A 21,389-nucleotide genomic window follows, 5' to 3' on the forward strand; every position below is an offset into this window, starting at 1 on the left:
GGGCGAGGGCGCCGAGGCATGCGGACAAGGCCGCAACCCCGCTCACACGCCATCCGCCGCGCGTCGCGCATCGATCGTGTCACGCACCTTACGGAACCGCGCGAGCATGGCCCCGGTCAGGGTCCGTGTCTGGCCGGTATCGATCGACAGCGGATCGACCGGCGCGCCTGCGATATGCACTTCGTAGTGGAGATGCGGTCCGGTCGAGCGGCCGGTGGTGCCGACCTCGCCGATCTGCTGCCCCTGCGCGACATGGCCGCCGACGCTGACTCCCGGCATGATGCGGTTCATGTGGAGATATAGGGTTTCCCAGCCATTGTCGTGGCGCAGCTTCACGAAATTGCCGTTGGGGCCCTTGGGACCGGCGAAGACCACGGTCGCATCGCCCGCCGCGAAGATCGGCGTGCCGGTGGGGGCGGCGAAGTCGGTGCCCCGGTGCAGCTTGGCGAAGCCCAATATCGGGTGGTTGCGCATGCCGAAGCCGCTGCTGATCCGCGCCGCCTCGACCGGCGTGCGCATCAGCGCGCGGCGGCTGCTCTTGCCGGCGCTGTCGAACCATTCGGCCACGCCGTCGCCCGTCCCGGCGAAGCGATAGAGCGCGCGCGACTTGGCGTTGGTGGTCAGCCCGGCATAGACCAGCTCGGGCTGGCCGACCCGCTCGCCATCGGGTGTCATGCGCTGCTCGAACCCCGCCTCGAACACATCCCCGGGCTGCACCTCGCGCTGCATGTCGAAGTCGTAGCGAAAGGCGTTGGCAAACTCGTCGACCAGGACATCGGCGACCCCGGCCGCCACCGCCGAGCTGTAGAAGCTCTCGCCATCCAGCTCGCCGCGCACGAACATCATCTGGCGGGTCAGCTTGGCCGACAGATTGGTCGCCTGGAGCGCGCCCTGACCCTTGCGGGCGATCTCGATCCCCGATCCGTCGGCCCGGGTGATCTCGGCATGGCGAAGCTGGCGGCCCGAGGCATCGGCCGTCACCGCCAGCCGTATCTCCCCCGGATCGCGACCCAGCCGCGCGATCGCCATCCGCCCCGCCTGGTTCGCGTCCGCCGGTACGATGCCCAGCACCGACAGGCTGGAACCGACATCGGCGGCACTGGCGAGGTTCAGGATGCGCTGCTCGGCGGAGGCTAGCGCAGGGGCGGCGCGTGTCGCCGGCGCGCTGGCGGGGGCCGCCCATTGGGTCGGCGTGCGCGCCAGATAGGCGGTGGCGAATCCTGCGACCGCGACCGCCGCGCTCGCCAGCCATAAAGGTCTCGCGGATCGTGACGACTGTCGTGGCGGGGGAGGGGGCGGCGAGGGCGACTTGGCGGCCGGTCCCGGCACCGGGCCGAGCCAGGATCGCGGATCATAGGAAAGCTCATCCGGCCGACCGTCCATTGCCCGCATCTGCCCCTTATCTTTTCACTGCCGGAACAAACGGTCGATCAAAACTATTGTGCCATTGTAACGGCATCAATAACCTTTGCGGTCGATCGGCCGCGCCGGTGGCCGGGTGAAACAGGGTGTTGGGGGACGCGGTTTGGCTGGCAAGAACAGGGTCGCCTGGCATGAGGGGATGTTCCTGCGGCCCCAGCATTTCCAGGTGCAGGACCGGTTCTTCGAGGGGCAGCTGGGCGCCCGGGTCGACACCGTGCGGCCCTGGCCCTGGGGCCTCACCTCGCTGACCCTCGACGAGGACTTGGCCAGCCTCGGCAAGTTCGCGATCCAGCAGGCGACCGGCGTATTGCCCGATGGCACGCCCTTTTCGATCCCCGACGATCTGCCCCCGCCAGAGCCGCTCGACGTCCCCGGCGACGCGCGCGACGCGCTCGTCTCGCTGACCCTGCCCGCCAGCCAGCATGGCGCGGTGCAGTTCGGCGATGCCGAACAGCGTTCGGTCGAGGCGCGCTTCCTGGTCGAGGATGTCGAGATCGTCGACAGCTATTCCGACGACCGGACCAGCGAGCCGGTCGGGATGGGCCGCCCCAATCTGCGCTATGGCGTGACCCGCGACCAGCTGTACGGCCGCGTGACGCTGGGCCTGGCGCGGGTGCGCGAGGTGCAGAGCAAGCGGTTGATGTTCGACGACCGCTATATCCCGCCGACGCTCGACATTGATGCCGCAACCCGGTTGAGCGGTGGCCTGTCCGATATTATCGGCCGCGCCGGCCAGCGCGCCGAGGAACTGGCGCTGCGCGCGGTCGAGGCGACCGATGGCGGCACCGACACATTCGCCGGCTTCCTGCTGCTCCAGGCGCTCAATCGCTGGCTGCCGGTGCTGGAGCATCTGCAGTTCCTGCCGATGGTCCACCCCGAACGGCTCTACGAAACCTTGATCTCGATGGCGGGCGAGCTGGCGACGCTGATCCGTCCCGAGCGCAAGGCGCCGCCGCTGCCGCGCTACGACCACGAAAATCCGCAGACCTGTTTCGAGCCGGTCTTCGATCTGCTGCAATCCATGCTGTCGGCGGTGTTCGAACGCTCGGCGGTGCAGCTGCCGCTCAATGAGGCGGGGCCGGGGGCCTATGTCTCGCGGATCACCGATCATGGGCTGTATAAGACCGGCTATTTCTATCTGGCGGTGTCCGCCGCCTCGCCGGTCGAGGAAATCCGCGCGCTCTTCCCCTCGGTCGCCAAGATCGGGTCCGTGCAGAAGATGCGCCAGATCGTCGATTCCGCGCTGCCCGGCGTGCCCTTGCGCCACACGCCGACCCCGCCGCCGCAACTGCGCGTGCTGCCCGGCTTCGTCTATTTCGAGCTGGATCGCGGCGTGCCCGACTGGCGCGATTTCGAACAGGCCAGCGCCTTGGGTCTGCACGTGGCGGGCGACTGGCCGCAGCTGCGCCTTGAACTCTGGTGCGTGAAACGGAGCGGACGGTGAGCGAGGACGACGGCGACAAGACCATCTTTCGACCGTCGCCGCTCCAGGGCCTGAAGCGGCCGGGCACCGCCGGATCGCATCCCGGCGGCTATGGCGCGCCGCCGCCCTTGTCGACCAGCGGTGCGCCGCCGATGGGCGCGGGGCTGGCGCCGTCGCGGCTGGCCGATGACGATGTGCCGCATCCCGCGACGCCGCCCGCGATCCGCAACATCATGCTGGCCGAGGCGGAGCCGGTGCTGGCGCTGCTCGCCGCCGTGCGCGCCGGCCGCGTGCGTCTGCCCATGCCCGAGCTGCACCGGCGCTGTTCGGCGGCGATCGCCAAATTCGAACGCGCGATCCAGCCGCATTATTCCGAGGAAAAGCGCCAGCGTGCGCGCTACGCGGTGTGCGCGACCGCCGATGACGTCGCGCAGAATCTGGCGGGGGTCGGCACCGATGGCGCGGAATGGGCGCGCCGCTCGATGGTCGTGCAGTTCTTTCACGAGAATATCGGCGGCGACCGGTTCTGGCAGCTGGTCGACGACATGCTGCGCGTGCCGCACGACAATCTCGACCTGATCGAACTATTCCACGCCTGTCTCGCCGCCGGCTTCGAGGGGCGGTTCCGCGTCATGCCTGATGGGCAGCGGCGGTTGCACGAGATCATGGCGCGGTTGCAGAGCGCGCTGCCGCATGTCCGTTCGCTATCGCCGGTCGAGCTGGTCCCGCACTGGCGCGGCGAGGCGGTGCCGATGCGCCGCATGGGGTGGAGCGTGCTGGCGCTGGCCGGTGCGGGCGCGCTCGCGCTGCTGCTGCTCGTCTATATCGTTTTGCGGCTGATGCTGGGGTCGAGCGGTGAGGAGCCGTTCAACCGGCTGAGCGCGCTGTCGCCCGATGCGCGGCTGACCCTGTCGCGCCCCGCTGCCGCCATGCCGGCGACCGACAGCGCGCAGGCCAGCCGGTTGAAGCGCTTCCTGGAACCCGAAATCCGCGAGGGGCTGGTGACCGTCGAGGAGGATGCCCAGACCGTGCGCGTCCGCACCACGGTCGGCCAGCTCTTCGAATCCGGCTCGGACGAACTGGAGACGGGGCGTGAGGCGCTGTTCCACCGCATCGGTCGCGCGATCGAGGCGGAGAAGGGCGGTGTGCTGGTCGAGGGGCATGCGGACAACGACCGCGTCCACACCGTGCGCTTCCCCGACAATATGGCGCTGTCGGAGGCGCGAGCGGAGACGGTGGGCAAGATCCTGCGCGCCGATCTGTCCGATCCGGCGCGGGTGACGACCAAGGGACTGGGGGAAACGGTGCCGATCGCTTCCAATGACACCGCGGCGGGCAAGTCGCGCAACCGGCGGGTCGAGATCATCGTGCCGCGGCGCTACTGATGAAACGCTTCTTCACCAACTGGTATGCGGTGACGATCACCGCCGCGCTGATCCTGGCGGCGATGCTCGTCTTCGGGCTGCCGCTGTTCGTGCCCTTCTTCCGCCCGTGGAGCGTGCGGATCGCCGGGGTCGTCGTCATCCTGCTCGGCTGGGGGCTGTGGTGGTGGCTGCGGCGGCGCAAGGCGCGCAAGGCGGCCGAGGCGATCGCCGCCGAGCTGGCCGGTCCCAACGCCGCCGAGGAGGAAGGCAAGGAGCTCGGTCGCCGCATGAGCGAGGCGGTCGCCAAGTTGCGCGAGGCGGGCGGGGGGCGGCGCGACTATCTCTACACACGTCCCTGGTATGTCATCATCGGCCCGCCCGGCGCGGGCAAGACGACCGCCTTGCTCCATTCGGGCTTGCGCTTTCCCTTCGTCGAACAGGCGGTGCAGGGGGTGGGCGGCACCCGCAATCTGGACTTCTGGTTCGCCGATGAGGCGGTGCTGGTCGACACCGCCGGCCGCTACACGACGCAGGATTCGGATGCGACCGTCGACTCGGCGGGCTGGGGGGCGTTTCTCACCCTGCTGAAACGCCATCGCCCGACCCAGCCGGTCAACGGCGTGCTGGTCGCGATCGGCATCGACACGCTGGTCGGCAGCGACTGTGCCGCGATCGACGCGCATGCCCGCGCGGTCCGCCGGCGGCTGGCCGAGCTGCGCCGCACGCTGGAGACGGCGGTGCCAGTCTATCTGCTGCTGACCAAGGCCGATCTGCTGGCGGGCTTCACCGAATATTTCGACGATCTGGATGTCGAGGGGCGGCGCGCGGTGTTCGGCGCGACCTTGCCCTATGCCGATGGCAAGCCGACCGCGCCCGCGCTGGCGCAGGCGTTCGACGTGGCGGCGCAGGCGGTGGCGGATCGCCAGGCACGCCGCTTGTTCGAAGAGGTCGACCAGCGCCGGCGCGGCATGATGCTGGGCTTCCCCGCGCAGTTGCGGTCGCTGCGCTCGCGGCTGATGCGCTTTGCCGAGGGTGCGTTCGTCGCCGGTGACGAACCGATCGGCCAGCTGCGCGGCTTCTACCTGACCAGCGGCGTCCAGGACGGCGCACCGCTCGACCGCATCCTGGCCTCGATGGCCGAGGTCTATGAACAGCCCGGCAACAGCGGCGTCACCGGGCGCGGGCGTGCCTATTTCCTCAACCGCCTGCTGACCGAGGTCGCCTTCCCCGAGGCCGGGCTGGTCGCCACCGATGCCAAGGCCAAGGCGCGGCAGCGCGGGCGGGTGATCGCGGCGCTGGTCGGCATCGGCGTCGCGACCGCACTGGTGCTGGCGGGCTGGGGCGTCAGCTATGCGCGCAATCGCAGCTTCCAGTCGGCGTTGACGACGCAGACCGCCAAGGCCGAGGCACAGCTGCGCGAGGCCGGGATCGACCTGACCCAGGTGCGCGGCGACGACGCCGATCTGCGCGCCGCGCTGCCCGCGCTCGACACGCTGCGCAACCTGCCGCGCGGCTATGCCGAACGCCGCGCGGGCGGGCCGCCGCTGATGATGACGCTGGGCCTGTATCAGGGCAGCCTCAGCCGCCAGGCGGAGGAAAGCTATCGCGAGGCGCTGCGCCGGATCATGCTGCCGCGCCTGCTCCTGCGGCTGGAACAGGTATTGCGCGGCGAGGCGGGCGATCCGTCGCGGCTGTACGAACCGCTCAAGGTCTATCTGATGCTGGGCCAGCAGGGGCCGATGGATGCCGGCGCGGTGAAGGCGTGGGTGACCAATGACTGGGCGACCGCGCTCTATCCCGGGGCCGACAGCCAGGCGGAGCGCACGGCGCTGACGCGGCATCTGGATGCGCTGCTGGAGGACCGCGACATGGCCTCGGTGTGGCCGGGTCGCAAGCCGCCGCTCGACGGTGCGCTGGTCGCGGGGGCGCGTGCGGCGGTACAGACGCTCAGCCTCGCCGACCGCGCCTATGCGATCATGAAGCAGAAGGCGGCGTCGGCCGGACCGTCCTGGGCGGCGGCCAATGTCCTGTCGCAGGGCGATGTGCTGGCCTTTTCGGACCCGGAAAAGGTCGCGGAGTATCGCATACCCTATTTCTTCACCCGCGCCGGTTATGAGAAGGCTTATCTCCCGGGCCTCGCCACGGTGCAGCAGGATTTGAAGCGCGACCTGTGGGTGCTGGGCGGTGCGGGCGAGGCGGGCGTCGGGGCCGAGCTGTCCAATGTCCGCCCCGGCGTCGCGGGGCTCTATGCCAAGGAGTATATCGCCGCCTGGGAAGGCATGGTCGCGGCGATGGCGCCGGGGGCCTATTTCCAGAACCCGGCCGCGTTCGGCGCGCTGACCAAGAGCCCGTCGCCGCTCAAGCGCGTGCTGCTGGAACTCCGTAAGAACACCATCTTCTCCGGCGGGGTGCAGGCCGGGCTGGCACGGGTGGGGCGCTATGGCCTCAACCGCTCGCGCTACGGCCGTTTCGCCGAGGATATGGGCCGCGACCGCGCGCAAGGGATCGATGCCGGCGACGAGATCAGCGGCTATTTCGCCAATCTGCACGAATATGTCGGCGACGGCAGCCGCCCGGCCCCGGTCGACGAGTTCGTCGGCGCGATCAAGTCGGCGGGCCAAGCGGTGATGGCGGCGCAGTCGGTCGGCGGCGGCGGCGGCGCGGATGCCACCCAGGCACAGATGGCCGCCGCGCTGGCGGAGGTTCGCGCCTCGGCGGCGTCGGCACCGCCGCAACTCCAGTCCTTCGTGACGCAGGCGGCCAAGGGCGGATCGGCGGCGCAGGTGAGTGCGGCGAGCGGTGCGGTCGGCGATGCCTATGCGCAGACGGTGCTGCCCGCCTGTCGGGAGGTTGCCCAGGAGCGCTACCCTTTTTTCGCGGCGGCCGAGGCGGATGCCCCCATGGCTGAGGTGCTGCGCGTGTTCGGCATGAACGGGGTGATCGACGGCTTCGTGCGCCAGCGGTTGATGCCGATGATCGACACTAGCGGTCCCGTCTGGCGCTGGCGGCGCGACGATCCGGTGGCGGGTGCGCTGAACCCCGCCACGCCCGAGACGCTGAAGCGCGCGGGCGACATTCGCGACCTGCTGGCGGGTGGCCTGCCGGTCAAGGTGTCGGTGGCAAGCTTCGGCAGCGGCGTCGACACGGTCGAGGTGGCGAGCGGTGGCACCCGCTATCGCTTCACCCCCACCAGCAACCAGCCGCGCCCGCTGCTGTGGTCGGCGACCGGGGGCCTGCCCGAGGCGTCGGTGGCCCTGTATCGCAGCGCTGGGGCAGGAGCACCCAGGGCGGCGGAGGGCGATGCCCCGCCGCGGACCGAAATCCTGCGCCGCGCGACCGAGGGACCCTGGGCGCTGTTCCGCCTGATGGACCAGGCCGACAAGCGCAACGCTGGGCCGCAGACCATCCAGGCGGCGTTCGGCACCGGTCCGGAGCGCAGCGTGCTGACCATCGTCCTGCCGGGCACGACCAATCCGTTCAGCCGGGGTGGACTATGGTCGTTCCGCTGCCCGGCGACGCTATGACCGCGCTGCTGTTCGGCAAGCTGCCCGCGCATGGCGACTTCGTCGTGCGCGGGGTGGGGCAGGCGCAGCGGCAGGCGCTCGATGCGTGGCTGTCGACATCGCAGGCGGCGGCGGTCGCGGCCTATTCCGACTTTGCCGACCGCTTCGACCGCGCGCTGCCCTGGCGGGCCGAGGGAACGGGAGTGGTGGGGGCTATCACCCCGTCGCAGGATGCGGTCGGCCGTCGCTTTCCGCTGCTGCTGCTGGTCGCCGGCGACGGCGATGCGGGGGCGCATTGCGAGGATTTGCTGTTCCGCGCGATCGGCGAGGGCTGGGACGCCGATCGGCTCGCCGCCGAGGCGGGGGCGGCGCCCGATGGGCCGGTCGCCGGCTGGACCGGGCCGGATGATGAGCGACTGGCGGGCGAGCGTCCGGCCGATCTGCTGACGGTGATGCTGGCATGAGCACCGGCTGGCGGATCGAGGCGGTCGCCACCTCGCACCCCGGCCTGCGCCGCCGGGTGAACGAGGACCGCTATTGCGAGCGGCCCGAGATCGGGCTGTGGGCGGTGGCGGACGGGATGGGCGGTCATGCGCATGGCGACTGGGCGGCCAATGCGGTGACGCAGGCGCTCGACAGCCTGACGCTGCCGATGGATTTCCACGCGGCAACCCAGGCCGTGGCGGATGCGATCCATTCCGCCAATCGCCGCATCTTCAGCGAGGCGCAGCGGCGCACCCAGCAAATGGGGTCGACCGTGGTCGCGCTGCTGGCGCGCGACGGATGTTTCGCGGTGCTGTGGGTCGGCGACAGCCGCGCCTATCTGCTGCGCGACGGCACGCTCCATCCGCTCAGCCGCGATCACAGCCAGGTGCAGGAGCTGGTCGATCGCGGCCTGATCCGCGAGGACGAGGCGCGGCATCACCCGCGCGGCCATGTGCTGGCGCGCGCGATCGGGGTCGATGCGCGGTTGCAGGTCGATGTCGTGACCGACGAACTGGCGCCGGGCGATCTGTTCCTGCTGTGCAGCGACGGGCTGACCGGGGTGCTCGACGATGCCGCGCTGGCCGAGGTGATGGCGGCCAGCGATCGCGCCGCCGCGCTCGACACGCTGATCCGCCGCACGCTGGACGGCGGCGCGCCCGACAATGTCACCGCGATCCTGGTCGGCGTGCGCGAGACGACGCGGCTCGATCCGGTCGGGTCTCGCGCATGATGACCGACGAGCCCGAGGACGACCGCACCGTCTTTTCGGCGGGCGAGCCGGCGGGTGGCGAGCGCACCGTGTTCGACCGCGCGGCCACGCGCGGCACCGGCGTCGCGATCCAGGAAGGCGATGTCCTGAACCACATGTTCGCGGTGCGCCGCTTCCTGGCGCGCGGCGGCATGGGCGAGGTGTTCGAGGGGGCGAACCTCGTCACCGACGAGCGCGTCGCGATCAAGGTCATGCTGCCCGCGCTGGCCAACGATCCCAATGTCGTCACGCTGTTCCGGCGCGAGGCGCAGACGCTGACCCGGCTGCATCACGAGGCGGTGGTGCAGTACCGCGTGCTGGCGCAGGAGCCGGAACTCGGCGTCCTCTATATCGTCACCGAATATATCGACGGCACCAGCCTGTCGGAGATGCTGGGGCGGTTGCGGCCGGACGTGACGCAGCTGGGCGTGCTGCTCCGCCGGCTCGCCTCGGGGCTGGCGGCGGCGCATCGGCTGGGGGCGGTGCACCGTGACGTGTCGCCCGACAATGTCCTGTTGCCCGGCGGCGCGCTGGAGGCGGCCAAGCTGATCGACTTCGGCATCGCCAAGGATCTCGACGCCGGGACCGCGACGGTGGTCGGCGACGGCTTTGCCGGCAAGCTGGGCTATGTCGCGCCTGAGCAGCTGGGCGATTTCAATCGATCGCTGGGGCCATGGACCGATGTCTATAGCCTGGGGCTGGTCATCCTGGCGCTGGCGCGCGGCGGCGATCTGGGGCTGGGCGGTACGCTGGTCGATGCGGTCGACAAGCGCCGCGCCGGGTTGGACGTCGGCGCGGTGCCGCCGCCGCTTCGCGCCGTGGTCGAGCGGATGGTGCGCGCCGATCCGGCCGAGCGGTTCCGTTCGATGGACGACGTCATCGCTGCGCTCGATGCCGCAGAAGTGCCGGGGGTCGGCCGCGCGCCTTGGACCCGCTGGTGGCCGGGCATGGCGGCGGCGGCCGTGCTGGCGCTCGGCGCGGTCGGCTGGTTCGCGACCCAGGATGGCGGGGATAGGAGCGCTCCGGGCCAAGCCGCCATCGCGCAGGCCGACCCCGTCGACCGCGCGCGCGGCGCGGTGGATGCGACCTTGCCCTCGGTCGGCTGCACCTGGCTGCGCATCGTGTCGGTCGAGCCGGGGGCGAAGGGACCGCGCGTTATCCTAACCGGCGTCGCGGGCAATCCGGCGGTGGCGCAGCAGGAAATCCGACACAGCCTGGATGCGCAGAAGATCACGAGCAGCGACATCGACTTCGCGCAGGTCTCGCCGATCACCCAGTCGGGCTGCGCCGCGCTCGACGTCTATCGCCAGATCCGCGCGACCGGGAACAGCCGCCTGTCGGTGCCGCAGCGCGCCTTCGCGATGCGGATGCAGCCGCCGGGCAAGGCCTATGCCGGGCGGATGGCGGCCAATGCGGTGATCGACATCGCGATCGGCGACCCCGCGCTCGACTTCGCGCTGGTCGGGCTGGAGCCGTCGGGCAAGATCGACATGCTGATCCCCGACCGCGCCGCCTTCCGCCAGGCGCTGGCCCAGTCGCGCGAGGGCGTGCCGATCAGCGACCTGGGCGGCGACCGCTATCGCCTCCAGATCGACCTCGACCATATCGGCTGGTCGGGCCTGTTGTTGTTGACGGGCAAGGGACCGTTCCCCGCCGAGGTCGTCGCGCCCCCCTTCGGCCAGCGTGGCGCCGACTGGCGCGACCGGCTGACCAGCCTGGCGGCCGAGCGCGGCTGGACCACCGACATGATCTGGTTCCGATCGACGGCGGCCGAGGCGGGGCAATAGGGGAAAGTGTGGCGCGCCCGGAGGGATTCGAACCCCCGACCGAGGAGGTAGAAGCTCCTTGCTCTATCCAACTGAGCTACGGACGCGCGGATGGCGGCGTCCTAGCGCGGTTTGCAGCCCAAGGGAATGGCGATAAACGAACCCGTCGAGGCCAGAGGGGAACGAGCATGAGCGCAGAACGAATCGTCGCGGCGCGCGATATGGAGCGGGGCGCGTTCCGCTGGTTCGACTTCGTCATGGCGGCGTTCGTCACCATCCTGCTCCTCTCCAATGTCATTGGCGCGGGCAAGGTCGCGGTCATCGACCTGCCGCTCGTCGGGCAGTGGCCGTTCGGGGCGGGCATCCTGTTCTTTCCGCTGAGCTATGTCATCGGTGACGTGCTGACCGAGGTCTATGGCTATGCCCGCGCCCGGCGCGTGATCTGGGCGGGGACGGCGGCGGTGCTGTTCATGGCGTTCATGAGCTATGTCGTGGTGGCGCTCCCGCCCGCACCGACCTGGACCAACCAGGCGGCCTATGAGGTGATCTTCGGCCAGGTGCCGCGCATCGTGCTGGCCAGCGTCTGCGCCTTTTGGGCGGGCGAGTTCGCCAATGCCTATGTCATGGCGCGGATGAAGGTGTGGACGGGCGGACGTCACCTTTGGTCGCGCACGATCGGTTCGACGCTGGTGGGGCAGGGGGTCGACAGCCTGATCTTCTATCCGCTGGCCTTTTGGGGCGCGGTGGGGTGGACGCCGCATCTGGTGGTCGTCGTGCTGTTCACGCAATGGGCGCTGAAGGTGGGCTGGGAGGTCTTGTTGACGCCGGTGACCTATCTGATCGTCGGCTGGCTGAAGCGGGCCGAGGGGGTTGATGTGTTCGATGAGGGGACAGACTTTTCGCCGTTCCGGGCGCGGGTTTGAGTTCACGCGAAGCCGCGATGACGCGAAGGGTTTGAGATTGAGTTCGCGCGGAGGCGCGGAGACGCGGAGGGGCCGAAAAGAGGTCAGGTTCGCGCAGAGGCGCAGAGGACGCAGAGGTGTCCTATCCAGCGGCAGCCGACCCATGTTTGCCCCTGGCGAGGTATAGACCGTGATGACATTGCATTGAGTCAACGCGAGCCCCTCCCCTTCAGGGGAGGGGTTGGGGTGGGGCATCGCGTCAAACGCCCGGCCCGGGGAGGCGCCCCACCCCCGGCCCCTCCCCTGAAGGGGAGGGGTGAGTTCATTTAGATGATCCTATTTGAAAGGGCTAAGGCCTCCAAGAGGCCCGACACCTCCGCGTTCTCCGCGCCTCCGCGCGAACAAACATCTTCTTTGCGGCTTCGCGGCTTCGCGTGAGCCAATACAAAAAGGGGAAGCGAGTTGCCCCGCTTCCCCTCTCGAACCTCATCGCGTGGCCTTTGACTTCAGCGCGAAGCGCCGAAGTTTACCCTGAGCGGCTGGCTTGCCAGCCAGCCGAAGGGCTCAGGCTGAACGGGGGGTGGGATCAGGCCCCCACCATCTCCAGCAGGCCCTCGAACAACCGGCGGCCATGGTTGCCGCCGTGCGCGGCTTCGATGCGGCGTTCGGGGTGGGGCATCATGCCCAGCACGTTGCGCTTCTCGTTCAGCACGCCCGCGATGCCCCGGGCCGAACCGTTGACGTCCTCGGCATAGCGGAAGGCCACGCGGCCTTCGCCTTCCAGACGGTCGAGCGTGTCGGCGTCGGCGAAGTAATTGCCGTCATGATGCGCGACCGGGATACGGATCGTCTCGCCCTGTTCGTACAGGCGGGTGAACGCGCTGTCGGTGTTGGCCACCTCCAGATCGACGTCGCGGCACACGAAGTTGAGCGAGCGGTTGCGCATCAGCGCGCCCGGCAGCAGGCCGGTCTCGGCCAGCACCTGGAAGCCGTTGCACACGCCGAACACCGGCGTGCCCTTGTTCGCCGACTCCACGACCGCGCGCATGATCGGCGAGCGGGCCGCGATCGCGCCGCAGCGCAGATAGTCGCCGTAAGAGAAGCCGCCCGGCACGCCGATCAGCCCCAGCCCCTCGGGCAGTTCGCTGTCGCCGTGCCAGACCATGGCCGGCTTGACGCCCGTCACCGCCTCCAGCGCGACGGCGAGGTCGCGGTCGCAGTTCGAGCCGGGAAAGACAATGACGGCGGTCTTCATCAGGCGCGCTCCACCCGGTAATTCTCGATCACGGTGTTGGCGAGCAGCTGGTGGCACATCTCGTCGATCTGCGCATCGGTCGTCGCGTCGGCGACTTCCAGCTCGATCAGCTTGCCCGCGCGCACGTCATTGACGCCCGCAAAGCCCAGGCTTTCCAGCGCGTGATGGATCGCCTTGCCCTGCGGGTCGAGCACGCCGGGCTTCAGGGTGACGAAAATCTTGAGCTTCATTTACTTGCCCCGGCTCTTGCGGTGTTCTTCCAGGTCGAGGACGGCGGTGTCGCCCCCCTCGGGCAGCAGGCCCAGACGGCGCGCCACTTCCTGATAGGCCTCGACCTCGCCGCCGAGATCGCGGCGGAAGCGGTCCTTGTCCAGCTTTTCGTTGGTGGTCATGTCCCACAGGCGGCAGCCATCGGGGCTGATCTCGTCGGCCAGGATGATGCGACCGAAGTCATTGTCCCAGATGCGGCCGAATTCCAGCTTGAAGTCGACCAGGCGGATGCCGATCGCGGCGAACATGCCCGACAGGAAGTCGTTCACGCGGATCGCCAGATCGGCGATGTCGTGCATCTCTTCCTGGCTGGCCCAGCCGAAGCAGGCGATATGCTCGTCGGTGACCATCGGGTCGCCCAGCGCATCGTCCTTGTAATAATATTCGATGATCGTGCGGGGCAGCTTCACGCCCTCTTCAATGCCCAGCCGCTTGGACAGCGAGCCCGCCGCGACGTTGCGCACCACGACCTCGATCGGCACGATCTCGACCTGGCGGATCAGTTGCTCGCGCATGTTCAGGCGGCGGATGAAGTGGGTGGGCACGCCGATATGGTCGAGCATGGTGAAGACATGCTCGGAGATACGGTTGTTGAGCACGCCCTTGCCGTTGATCGTGCCCTTCTTCTGGGCATTGAACGCGGTGGCGTCGTCCTTGAAATACTGGATCAGCGTGCCGGGCTCGGGGCCCTCGTACAGGATCTTGGCCTTGCCTTCGTAGATTTGGCGGCGGCGAGCCATGCGGCGGTCCCCTGAAATGAGTACAGCCCCGGTGCCCCACATTCTGAGGCCCGAGGCGGGATGGCGCGGCCTATAAGGGAACGCGCACGCGGGTGCAATGGCGCAAGGCGGGCAGAATTGGGGGCGGTGGTTGGTTTCGCGCCGGGGCGATGCTATATCGGGAGCATGGCCGCTGGACGCATCAATTCGCCCGCCTCGATCGAGACCGCCGCCGACGTGTTTTCGGCCTTTGGCGGCAGCTGGCAGGCGGTCGAGCGGATCGCGCAGGTGCGCGCCGACGGGGTCCGTGTGATACGCCGCAGCGACATCGAACGCGCTCGCCGCCAACAGGTCGACCAGCCGCGTTGATGCCCGGTCGGGCCATGTCATGGGCCTGACGCTCCTCGCCATATTGGCGACCGCATTATTGCTTCCCGGCATATTGGCGATGCGCGCCTATTACCGCGCCGGGCGCGTGGCGGAGGCCGACCCCGTCTTTCCGCCGCTATCGGGGGTCGAGGGGCTGGCCCAGGCAGGGATGTGCTGCATCGCGGTCCATGCCGCCTATGCGATCATCCTTGCCGGCGTCGCCGGGCTGCCGCCGCTGATCCCCTTGCCGCTGGCCGATCCCTATGCCGTCTTCGCACTGCATTCCAACGCCGATCTGACCCGCGACCATGTCATCGGCCTGTTGCTCGGGCTGATCTGGCTGAGCTTTCTGGCGGACCTCACCGGGCGCGGTGCGGCCTGGCTGGGCAAGCGATACGGCGATCCGGGTGTCTTTCACGGACCGCTGGCCGACATATTGACGCTCAACGTCGGTCCGAACGACTTCATCAACGCCTATGTCCTGACCAAGACCGATGTCGAGGGCGGCATCCTGGGCTATCAGGGCACGGTCGTCAGCCTGATCCGCGATGCCGACCGGTTCCCGGTGAAGGTCGTCATGCGCAACGTCGCGATCTTCTATCTCGAACTGGCCGGCGATCGGCCGCGCCGGCGTGAGGTGGGCGAGTCGATCGATTGGATCGCGCTGTCGTCGGAGGAATGGCGCAACATCGCCTTCCGCGTCATCCTGGTCGAGGAGGATATGGACGATCCGCCGGCGCTGCCATCAGCCTGATGTTCCCTTTTTGATCCGGATGATTGTCCTTCCGCACAACGCTTGCTAGAAGCTCGGCTTCCATGGCGATCGATCTCCGCGACAATCCTCCCGTCGGCGTGCTGGACGCGCCTTTCGACAGCGCGCTGTCCGAGCGTTATCTCGTCTATGCGCTGTCGACGATCACCGCGCGCTCGCTGCCCGATGTGCGCGATGGGCTGAAGCCTGTGCACCGACGGCTGCTCTGGGCGATGCGGCTGCTCAAGCTCGATCCGGCGGCGGGATACAAGAAGTGCGCGCGCGTGGTGGGCGACGTGATCGGTAAATACCATCCGCATGGCGACCAGTCGGTCTATGACGCGATGGTCCGCCTCGCGCAGGACTTCGCGCTGCGCTATCCGCTGGTCGACGGACAGGGGAATTTCGGCAATATCGATGGCGATAACGCCGCCGCGTACCGCTATACCGAGGCGCGGCTGACCCAGGTTGCGATCGACCTGATGGACGGCCTCGACGAAGACGCCGTCGCTTATCGCCCGACCTATAATGGCGAGGAGCAGGAGCCCGAGCTGTTCCCCGGCCTGTTCCCGAACCTGCTGGCGAACGGCGCGAGCGGCATCGCGGTCGGCATGGCGACCAGCATCCCGCCGCATAACGCCGCCGAACTGCTGGAGGCCGCGATCCTGCTGGTCGATCGGCCCGAAGCCGATGACGACGCCATCCTGGCGCTGGTCAAGGGGCCCGACTTCCCGACCGGCGGCATGGTCGTCGACGCGCCGGCGATCCTGCGCGAAAGCTACACCACGGGGCGGGGCGGCTTCCGCGTCCGCGCACGTTGGGAGATCGAACGCGAGAAGGGCGGCGGCTGGCAGATCGTCATCAGCGAGATCCCCTACGGCGTCGCCAAGGGCAAGCTGATCGAACAGATCGCCACGCTCATCAACGACAAGAAGCTGCCGATCCTGGCCGATGTCCGCGACGAATCGGATGCGCAGGTTCGCATCGTGCTGGAGCCGCGCGCCCGCACCGTCGATCCGCAGGTGCTGATGGACGGGCTGTTCCGCTTTTCCGATCTGGAGACGCGGATCAGCCTGAACCTCAACGTGCTCGACAAGGACCGCACCCCGCGCGTCATGAGCTTGCGCGAGGCGCTGGCCGCGTGGGTCGAGCATCAGTTCGTGGTGCTGCGCCGTCGCTCCGAACATCGCCTGGGCAAGATCGCCGACCGGATCGAGCTGCTCGACGGCTATCTGGTCGCCTATCTCAATCTCGACCGGGTGATCGAGATCATCCGCACCGAGGACGAGCCCAAGGCGGTGATGATCGAGGAGTTCCGCCTGACCGACCGCCAGGCGGAAGCGATCCTGAACATGCGCCTCCGTTCGCTCCGGCGGCTGGAGGAGTTCGAAATTCGCGGCGAGCGCGACAAGCTCGACAAGGAGCGTGAGCAGCTGACGCTGTTGCTCGGCTCCGAACAGCGCCAGCGGACGCGGATGAAGAAGGATCTGGGCAAGATCCGCGACCGTTATGGCCTGGAGACGCCGCTCGGCGCACGCCGCACGGTGATCGAGGAAGCGGCACCGACCCGCGACATTCCGCTGGAGGCGATGATCGAGCGCGAACCGATCACCGTCATCCTGTCGCAGCGCGGCTGGATTCGCGCAATGAAGGGGCATGTCGACCTCGCCTCGGCCGACACCGCCAAGTTCAAGGAAGGCGACGGCCCCGCCTTCGCCTTTCATGCGCAGACGACCGACAAACTGTTGCTGGCGGCGGCCAATGGCCGGTTCTTCACGCTGGCAGCGGACAAGCTGCCCGGCGGACGCGGTTTCGGCGAGCCGGTGCGCGCGATGATCGACCTGGACGGATCGATCGGCATCACCGGTTTCCTGCCGGCGAGCCGTGCGCCCAAGCTGCTGGTCGCCGCCTCGGATGGGCGCGGCTTCATCGTGCCGACCGCCGACACCATCGCCGAGACGCGCAAGGGCAAGACCGTGCTGACCCCGCGCGCAGGCGCCAGTCTGAAGGTCGTGCGGCCGGTGGGCGCGGAGGATGATTATGTCGCGGCGATCGGTGACAACCGCAAATTGCTCGTCTTCCCGCTGACCGAGTTCGTCGAGTTGTCGCGCGGCACCGGCGTCCAGCTCCAGCGCTACCGCGACGGCGGGCTGTCGGATGCGACGACCTTCGTGTTCAAGGACGGGCTGAGCTGGCCGATGGGCGGCGAGACCGGGCGGGTGCGGACTGAGGCCGATCTGTCCGCCTGGCGCACCGCGCGCGGGGCGGCGGGGCGGATGCCGCCGACGGGGTTCCCGCGCGACAATCGGTTCGGCTGATCGGCACCGGGCAACGGTGTTTCGCGATCGGCTAAGGAAGTGTTGGATCACAACCGTTTCCGGATTCGATCGTTGCGTACGCTTTAGGGGCTTTTAACCTTCCCTGGGCTACACGATGTGGCGATGGCCTCGATCGCTTATCCCACGCCGCGCCCCTCGACGCGACATTACGCCACGCTGACATCATGCGCGGTCGGGATCATGGCGATTCCCGCCGCCGAGATCGCGCTGGTCGATGGCCGCCCGATCGTCGTCACCAGCAACGAGGCGTTTCGCCGCGCCGGATTGAACGAGGCGGCCGCCCTGTCGATGCTGATCGACGAACTCGCCACCCGCTTCGCCATGTTTCCGGGGCAGGAGCGCGATTCGATCGAATTCCCGATCGCCCTGGGCGATGTGATCGACCGCCGCTATTTCCAGGCGACGCTGACGCGGTCGGCCGAGGACGAGCCGGACAGCTTCGTACTGATGCTGGTCGACCACACCGCGCAGCATCATACCGAACGCAGCCTGCGCCGCGAGATGACGATCGACAGCCTGACCGGCCTGCCCAACCGGCAGGGCTTCGGCGATCTGATCGAATTGATGATGGAGACCGGCCACGCCCATGCGGTGCTGGTGGTCGATCTCAACCGCTTCGGGCGGCTGAACGCGTGCATGGGCTCGCTGGTCGCCGACGAACTGTTGATCACGGTCGCGCGCCGGTTGAAGGGCGCGCTGCGGTCGCGCGACTCGATCGGCCGGATCGGCGGCAACGAGTTCGGCGTGCTGATGATGATCGACGGCGGCGAGGACGAGGCGCATGTCCTGGCCGAGCGGATCGAACGCGCGCTGGCCGCCCCGTTCCGGCTGACCGATTTCGAGGTCAATGTCGAAGGTTCGATCGGCATCGCCTTCGGCGCCGATCAGGACGGCGATGCCGAGGAGCTGATCCGCCACGCGCAATTCGCGGTCAAGCAGACCAAGACCGCCGGCCATACCCAGGTCTATCACCCCCAGGCCTTCACCCTGGCGCGCGCGCAGTTCGCGATGGAAACCGCGCTGCGCCACGCGATCGAGCGCGAAGAGCTGCATCTGGCCTATCAGCCGATCTGCGACCTCTCCACCGGCAAGGTCGTCTCGTTCGAGGCGCTGGCCCGGTGGCGCGATGCCGATGGGCGCGACCATTTCCCATCCGACTTCATCCCCGTCGCCGAGGAATCGGGGCTGATCGTGCCGCTGGGCCGCTGGGCGATCGACCGGGCGCTGAGCCAGCTGACCGAATGGGACCGCCGGGCGGGGGGGCATTGCGGCATCCGCATGTCGGTCAACGTCTCGGCCATCCAGTTGCAGCGCGACGTCATTCCCGATGTGATCGAGCAGGCGCTGGCGCGCACCGCGCTGACCGGCGACCGCCTGACGCTGGAGCTGACCGAAAGCGCGATCGTCGGCGATCCCGACCGGGTGACCGGCATCATGGAGGCGCTGAAGGCGCTGGGCACGATGGTGGCGATGGACGATTTCGGCACCGGCTATTCCAGCCTGGCCTATCTACAGCGCCTGCCCATCGACGTGCTCAAGATCGATCGCAGCTTCGTCTCGGGCATGCTGGCCGACCGCGACAAGATCGCGATTGTCCGCGCCATATTGGGCCTGGCCCAGGCGCTGGGCATGAAGACCACCGCCGAGGGGATCGAGACGATCGAGCTGGGCCAGACCCTGGCCGCGCTCGGCTGCACCTATGGGCAGGGCTATGTCTATGCCCGCCCGCTCGATCCCGATGCCGCCTGGGCGATGATCGCGGCTCAGGCCTGAGCGACCGCCGCGTCGGCGAGTTCCGCGACGCGCGGCTCGTCGGGGAAACCCTCCGCGATCCACCGCGTCTCGACCTGACGCAGCAGCCGCGCCACCTCCGGCCCCTTGCCGATCCCGCGCGCGACCAGAGCCCCGCCGGTCAGCGGCAGGGCAGGGGGGCTCCAGTCGCGAACCGCGTCCACCGACTCGCCCGCCAGCAGCAACCGGTCAACCGCACCCGGAACGCCGACACGATAGGCCAGCGCTCGCGGCCCCTCGTCGCCCGGCCCGGCGGTGGCGGCGATCAGGCGCTTGCGATCCACATTGGACAGCTTCAATCGTGCGCCCACCGCTTCGGCGGCCTGGGGGGGCAGCAAGGCGGCGAGGCGGCGGATGGCGTCCGGGGCGACACCTGCCGCCCGCTCGCGCTCAGCCAGCACCGCGAGCCGCTCGGCACCCTGCGCATCGATCTCCGGGATCACCGCGCGCAGGATGCCGCGTTCGACCATCAGCGCAACGACCGGCACCGCGCGCGCCGCCACCAGCAGCTTGAGCAATTCCGCCGCGATCCGCTCGCGCGACAGGGCCATCAGGTCGTTGGCGCGCGCGGTGCACGCCGCCAGCCCCGCCTCGTCGATCGCCTGACCGAAACGGGCATGGAAGCGGAAGAAGCGCAGGATGCGCAGATGATCCTCGGCAATGCGCTGCAACGGATCGCCGATGAAGCGGACGCGTCCCGCCTTCAGGTCGTCGAGCCCGCCGAAATAGTCGAACAGCGCCCCCGTCCGAGGATCGGCATAGAGCGCGTTCATCGTGAAGTCGCGCCGCGCCGCATCCTCGCGCCAGTCATCGGTGAAGGCGACCACGGCATGGCGGCCATCGGTCGAGACGTCGCGGCGCAGCGTCGTGACCTCGACCGGGCCATCCGGCAGGACGGCGGTGATGGTGCCATGCGCGATGCCGGTGGGCACCGGCTTGAACCCGCTGTTGCGCACCCGGGCGATGACGGTCTCAGGCGACAGCGGCGTGGCCAGATCGATGTCGGCGACCCCATGCCCCAGCAGCGAATCGCGCACCGCGCCGCCGACGAAACGCGCCTCCAGCGTGGCGGCCAGCGCGATCAGGTCGTCGCGATCGGCCCAAGGCACGGTGGCGGGGTTCATGCCCATTGCAGCCGCCGTGACAGGTTGACGATCATCGCCGCGGTCGCGCCCCAGATGCGCCGGTCGTTCCATAATATCTCGTAGAAATGGCGGGTCCGTCCGCGCCACGGCGTGCTGACCCGGTGGTGATGGGCGGGATCGAGGAGATAGGCCAGCGGCACCTCGAACAGGCTCGCAACCTCCGCCTCGGACGGGTTGAGTGTCAGGTCGGGCGGGATGACGCCCAGCACCGGCGTCACCTCGAACCCGGTGACGGTGCGATAGCGGTCGGCCAGCCCGACGACGGTGACCGCGCGCGGGGGCAGGCCGATCTCCTCCTCCGCCTCACGCAGCGCGGTCGCGACCAGATCGCTGTCGCCCGGATCGGCGCGACCACCGGGAAAGGCGACCTGCCCGGCATGATTGCGCAACGTCTCGGTCCGCTGGGTCAGCACGACGCCCGGCTCGGCACGATCGGTGACCGGCACCAGCACGGCGGCGGCGGTCGGTACCGCCGCCATCTCATGGCTTTCGACGCCGTCACCGGTCAGCAATTCGCCGATCGGAATACGTGCCATCGCCTCCGCCAGCCTTTCGGCCAGCGTCATGCCGGCTCCGCAGCGGTCAGTGGAAAGAACGCGCCGTTGCTCCAGACGCCCGGTGCCGAATCGCCACTCGCCAGCGCACGTTCGGCCAGTTCGTAATAGACCGGCCGCGCAATCAGCGCCTCCAGCCCGTCGCGGACATGCAGATAGGGGCGGGGGCCGTCCTCCCCCTCTTCGAAGCGCAGGCCATGGTCGGGGCCGGCCGCGACCAGATCGCCGGTGTTGAGCTGGAACATCAGCCGGCCGTCGCGCCCTTCGCCCTCGGTCTTCAGCACGGTGGCGACGAAGGGCGCATCCTCGACCGCGATGTCGAGCTTTTCGACCGGCGTGACCAGCACATGGCGGCCATCGGGTTCGCGGCGCAGGATGGTCGAGAACAGGCGCACCATGGCGGGGCGACCGATCGGGCTGCCCTGATGATACCAGGTGCCGTCACGCGCGATCCGCATCTCGCTGTCGCCGCAATGGCTGGGATTCCATTGCGATACGGGCGGCAGCTTCTGCTCCTCCATCGCCCGCACGATCTCGGCGAGGCTCAGGGAGGACAGGTCGGGGGGCGGCGCCATGGGCATG

The 21,389-nt window shown here is 68.8% G+C and carries 18 protein-coding genes and 1 tRNA gene; 11 read left to right on the forward strand and 8 right to left on the reverse strand.

The window, feature by feature from the left end:
• Positions 1-42: 42 nt before the first annotated feature.
• Positions 43-1,392 (reverse strand): M23 family metallopeptidase, encoded by a 1,350-nt coding sequence (locus tag ACQHGV_RS02865; RefSeq protein ID WP_440979356.1) that lies wholly within the window; start codon positions 1,390-1,392, stop codon positions 43-45.
• A gap of 169 nt (positions 1,393-1,561) precedes the next feature.
• On the opposite strand from ACQHGV_RS02865, the gene tssK reads away from it, so the two are divergent.
• The 6 genes from tssK to ACQHGV_RS02895 are packed head-to-tail and all read left to right on the forward strand — an operon-like array spanning position 1,562 to position 10,733.
• Positions 1,562-2,866, forward strand: coding sequence for a type VI secretion system baseplate subunit TssK (tssK, locus tag ACQHGV_RS02870; RefSeq protein WP_440979357.1), 1,305 nt, complete (start codon positions 1,562-1,564; stop codon positions 2,864-2,866).
• Positions 2,863-4,230 carry a type VI secretion system protein TssL, long form gene (tssL, locus tag ACQHGV_RS02875; protein WP_440979358.1) on the forward strand — a complete coding sequence of 456 codons (1,368 nt, stop codon included), beginning with the start codon at positions 2,863-2,865 and terminating at the stop codon, positions 4,228-4,230. Before tssK ends, tssL begins: the two co-directional genes overlap by 4 nt.
• Positions 4,230-7,733, forward strand: a complete 3,504-nt coding sequence (gene tssM, locus ACQHGV_RS02880; protein WP_440979359.1) for a type VI secretion system membrane subunit TssM — start codon at positions 4,230-4,232, stop codon at positions 7,731-7,733. The genes tssL and tssM overlap by 1 nt, the downstream gene beginning before the upstream one ends.
• A complete protein-coding gene (gene tagF, locus ACQHGV_RS02885) occupies positions 7,703-8,176 on the forward strand; it encodes a type VI secretion system-associated protein TagF (RefSeq protein ID WP_440979360.1) in 474 nt (157 codons plus the stop codon). The genes tssM and tagF overlap by 31 nt, the downstream gene beginning before the upstream one ends.
• Positions 8,173-8,928 (forward strand): PP2C family protein-serine/threonine phosphatase, encoded by a 756-nt coding sequence (locus ACQHGV_RS02890; protein ID WP_440979361.1) that lies wholly within the window; start codon positions 8,173-8,175, stop codon positions 8,926-8,928. The genes tagF and ACQHGV_RS02890 overlap by 4 nt, the downstream gene beginning before the upstream one ends.
• Positions 8,925-10,733, forward strand: coding sequence for a serine/threonine-protein kinase (locus ACQHGV_RS02895; RefSeq protein WP_440979362.1), 1,809 nt, complete (start codon positions 8,925-8,927; stop codon positions 10,731-10,733). Before ACQHGV_RS02890 ends, ACQHGV_RS02895 begins: the two co-directional genes overlap by 4 nt.
• Positions 10,734-10,742: 9 nt before the next feature.
• Here the strand turns inward: ACQHGV_RS02895 and ACQHGV_RS02900 are convergent.
• Positions 10,743-10,819: transfer RNA gene (locus tag ACQHGV_RS02900), tRNA-Arg, on the reverse strand.
• Between the two features lie 81 nt (positions 10,820-10,900).
• On the opposite strand from ACQHGV_RS02900, the gene ACQHGV_RS02905 reads away from it, so the two are divergent.
• Positions 10,901-11,635 (forward strand): queuosine precursor transporter, encoded by a 735-nt coding sequence (locus tag ACQHGV_RS02905; protein WP_440979363.1) that lies wholly within the window; start codon positions 10,901-10,903, stop codon positions 11,633-11,635.
• A 565-nt stretch (positions 11,636-12,200) separates the two neighbouring features.
• Here the strand turns inward: ACQHGV_RS02905 and purQ are convergent.
• Genes purQ through purC form a run of 3 tightly spaced genes read right to left on the reverse strand, consistent with a single transcriptional unit; the run spans position 12,201 to position 13,879 of the window.
• The gene (gene purQ, locus ACQHGV_RS02910) at positions 12,201-12,869 is read right to left on the reverse strand and encodes a phosphoribosylformylglycinamidine synthase subunit PurQ (RefSeq protein ID WP_440979364.1); all 669 of its coding nucleotides are present in this window, start codon (positions 12,867-12,869) and stop codon (positions 12,201-12,203) included.
• Positions 12,869-13,099 carry a phosphoribosylformylglycinamidine synthase subunit PurS gene (purS, locus tag ACQHGV_RS02915; RefSeq protein WP_440979365.1) on the reverse strand — a complete coding sequence of 77 codons (231 nt, stop codon included), beginning with the start codon at positions 13,097-13,099 and terminating at the stop codon, positions 12,869-12,871. The genes purQ and purS overlap by 1 nt, the downstream gene beginning before the upstream one ends.
• Positions 13,100-13,879: a phosphoribosylaminoimidazolesuccinocarboxamide synthase gene (gene purC, locus ACQHGV_RS02920; RefSeq protein WP_007405170.1), complete on the reverse strand. Its 780-nt coding sequence runs from the start codon at positions 13,877-13,879 to the stop codon at positions 13,100-13,102.
• A 165-nt stretch (positions 13,880-14,044) separates the two neighbouring features.
• Between purC and ACQHGV_RS02925 the strand changes: the two genes are divergently transcribed.
• The 4 genes from ACQHGV_RS02925 (at position 14,045) to ACQHGV_RS02940 (ending at position 19,090) form a co-directional block, all read left to right on the forward strand.
• The gene (locus ACQHGV_RS02925) at positions 14,045-14,227 is read left to right on the forward strand and encodes a hypothetical protein (protein ID WP_440979366.1); all 183 of its coding nucleotides are present in this window, start codon (positions 14,045-14,047) and stop codon (positions 14,225-14,227) included.
• A gap of 19 nt (positions 14,228-14,246) precedes the next feature.
• Positions 14,247-14,981: a hypothetical protein gene (locus ACQHGV_RS02930; protein ID WP_440979367.1), complete on the forward strand. Its 735-nt coding sequence runs from the start codon at positions 14,247-14,249 to the stop codon at positions 14,979-14,981.
• Positions 14,982-15,043: 62 nt separating this feature from the next.
• Complete coding sequence (parC, locus tag ACQHGV_RS02935) at positions 15,044-17,296, forward strand: DNA topoisomerase IV subunit A (RefSeq protein WP_440979368.1); 2,253 nt, start codon at positions 15,044-15,046, stop codon at positions 17,294-17,296.
• A 201-nt stretch (positions 17,297-17,497) separates the two neighbouring features.
• Positions 17,498-19,090, forward strand: coding sequence for a putative bifunctional diguanylate cyclase/phosphodiesterase (locus ACQHGV_RS02940; RefSeq protein WP_440980117.1), 1,593 nt, complete (start codon positions 17,498-17,500; stop codon positions 19,088-19,090).
• On the opposite strand, the gene ACQHGV_RS02945 is transcribed toward ACQHGV_RS02940, so the two are convergent.
• From ACQHGV_RS02945 to ACQHGV_RS02955, 3 genes are read right to left on the reverse strand one after another with little or no spacing between them, the layout of a single operon-like run.
• Positions 19,081-20,232, reverse strand: a complete 1,152-nt coding sequence (locus ACQHGV_RS02945; protein WP_440979369.1) for a CCA tRNA nucleotidyltransferase — start codon at positions 20,230-20,232, stop codon at positions 19,081-19,083. The genes ACQHGV_RS02940 and ACQHGV_RS02945 overlap by 10 nt on opposite strands.
• Entirely contained in the window at positions 20,229-20,819 is a 591-nt protein-coding gene (locus ACQHGV_RS02950) for a CoA pyrophosphatase (RefSeq protein WP_440979370.1), read from the reverse strand. The genes ACQHGV_RS02945 and ACQHGV_RS02950 overlap by 4 nt, the downstream gene beginning before the upstream one ends.
• Entirely contained in the window at positions 20,816-21,388 is a 573-nt protein-coding gene (locus ACQHGV_RS02955) for a DUF1285 domain-containing protein (protein ID WP_440979371.1), read from the reverse strand. Before ACQHGV_RS02955 ends, ACQHGV_RS02950 begins: the two co-directional genes overlap by 4 nt.
• Position 21,389: the final 1 nt, after the last annotated feature.

Origin of the sequence: Sphingomonas pseudosanguinis (genome assembly GCF_052056765.1) — a bacterium.
GTDB lineage: Bacteria > Pseudomonadota > Alphaproteobacteria > Sphingomonadales > Sphingomonadaceae > Sphingomonas > Sphingomonas pseudosanguinis.

Excerpts from the sequence above, each read along its gene's own strand:
- ACQHGV_RS02865 (WP_440979356.1), bottom strand. The coding sequence starts at position 1,392 with ATGCGGGCAATGGACGGTCGGCCGGATGAGCTTTCCTATGATCCGCGA.
- tssK (WP_440979357.1), top strand. The coding sequence starts at position 1,562 with ATGTTCCTGCGGCCCCAGCATTTCCAGGTGCAGGACCGGTTCTTCGAG.
- tssM (WP_440979359.1), top strand. The coding sequence starts at position 4,230 with ATGAAACGCTTCTTCACCAACTGGTATGCGGTGACGATCACCGCCGCG.
- tagF (WP_440979360.1), top strand. The coding sequence starts at position 7,703 with ATGGTCGTTCCGCTGCCCGGCGACGCTATGACCGCGCTGCTGTTCGGC.
- ACQHGV_RS02890 (WP_440979361.1), top strand. The coding sequence starts at position 8,173 with ATGAGCACCGGCTGGCGGATCGAGGCGGTCGCCACCTCGCACCCCGGC.
- ACQHGV_RS02895 (WP_440979362.1), top strand. The coding sequence starts at position 8,925 with ATGATGACCGACGAGCCCGAGGACGACCGCACCGTCTTTTCGGCGGGC.
- ACQHGV_RS02905 (WP_440979363.1), top strand. The coding sequence starts at position 10,901 with ATGAGCGCAGAACGAATCGTCGCGGCGCGCGATATGGAGCGGGGCGCG.
- purQ (WP_440979364.1), bottom strand. The coding sequence starts at position 12,869 with ATGAAGACCGCCGTCATTGTCTTTCCCGGCTCGAACTGCGACCGCGAC.
- purS (WP_440979365.1), bottom strand. The coding sequence starts at position 13,099 with ATGAAGCTCAAGATTTTCGTCACCCTGAAGCCCGGCGTGCTCGACCCG.
- purC (WP_007405170.1), bottom strand. The coding sequence starts at position 13,879 with ATGGCTCGCCGCCGCCAAATCTACGAAGGCAAGGCCAAGATCCTGTAC.
- ACQHGV_RS02925 (WP_440979366.1), top strand. The coding sequence starts at position 14,045 with ATGGCCGCTGGACGCATCAATTCGCCCGCCTCGATCGAGACCGCCGCC.
- ACQHGV_RS02930 (WP_440979367.1), top strand. The coding sequence starts at position 14,247 with ATGGGCCTGACGCTCCTCGCCATATTGGCGACCGCATTATTGCTTCCC.
- parC (WP_440979368.1), top strand. The coding sequence starts at position 15,044 with ATGGCGATCGATCTCCGCGACAATCCTCCCGTCGGCGTGCTGGACGCG.
- ACQHGV_RS02940 (WP_440980117.1), top strand. The coding sequence starts at position 17,498 with ATGGCGATTCCCGCCGCCGAGATCGCGCTGGTCGATGGCCGCCCGATC.
- ACQHGV_RS02945 (WP_440979369.1), bottom strand. The coding sequence starts at position 20,232 with ATGAACCCCGCCACCGTGCCTTGGGCCGATCGCGACGACCTGATCGCG.
- ACQHGV_RS02950 (WP_440979370.1), bottom strand. The coding sequence starts at position 20,819 with ATGACGCTGGCCGAAAGGCTGGCGGAGGCGATGGCACGTATTCCGATC.
- ACQHGV_RS02955 (WP_440979371.1), bottom strand. The coding sequence starts at position 21,388 with ATGCCCATGGCGCCGCCCCCCGACCTGTCCTCCCTGAGCCTCGCCGAG.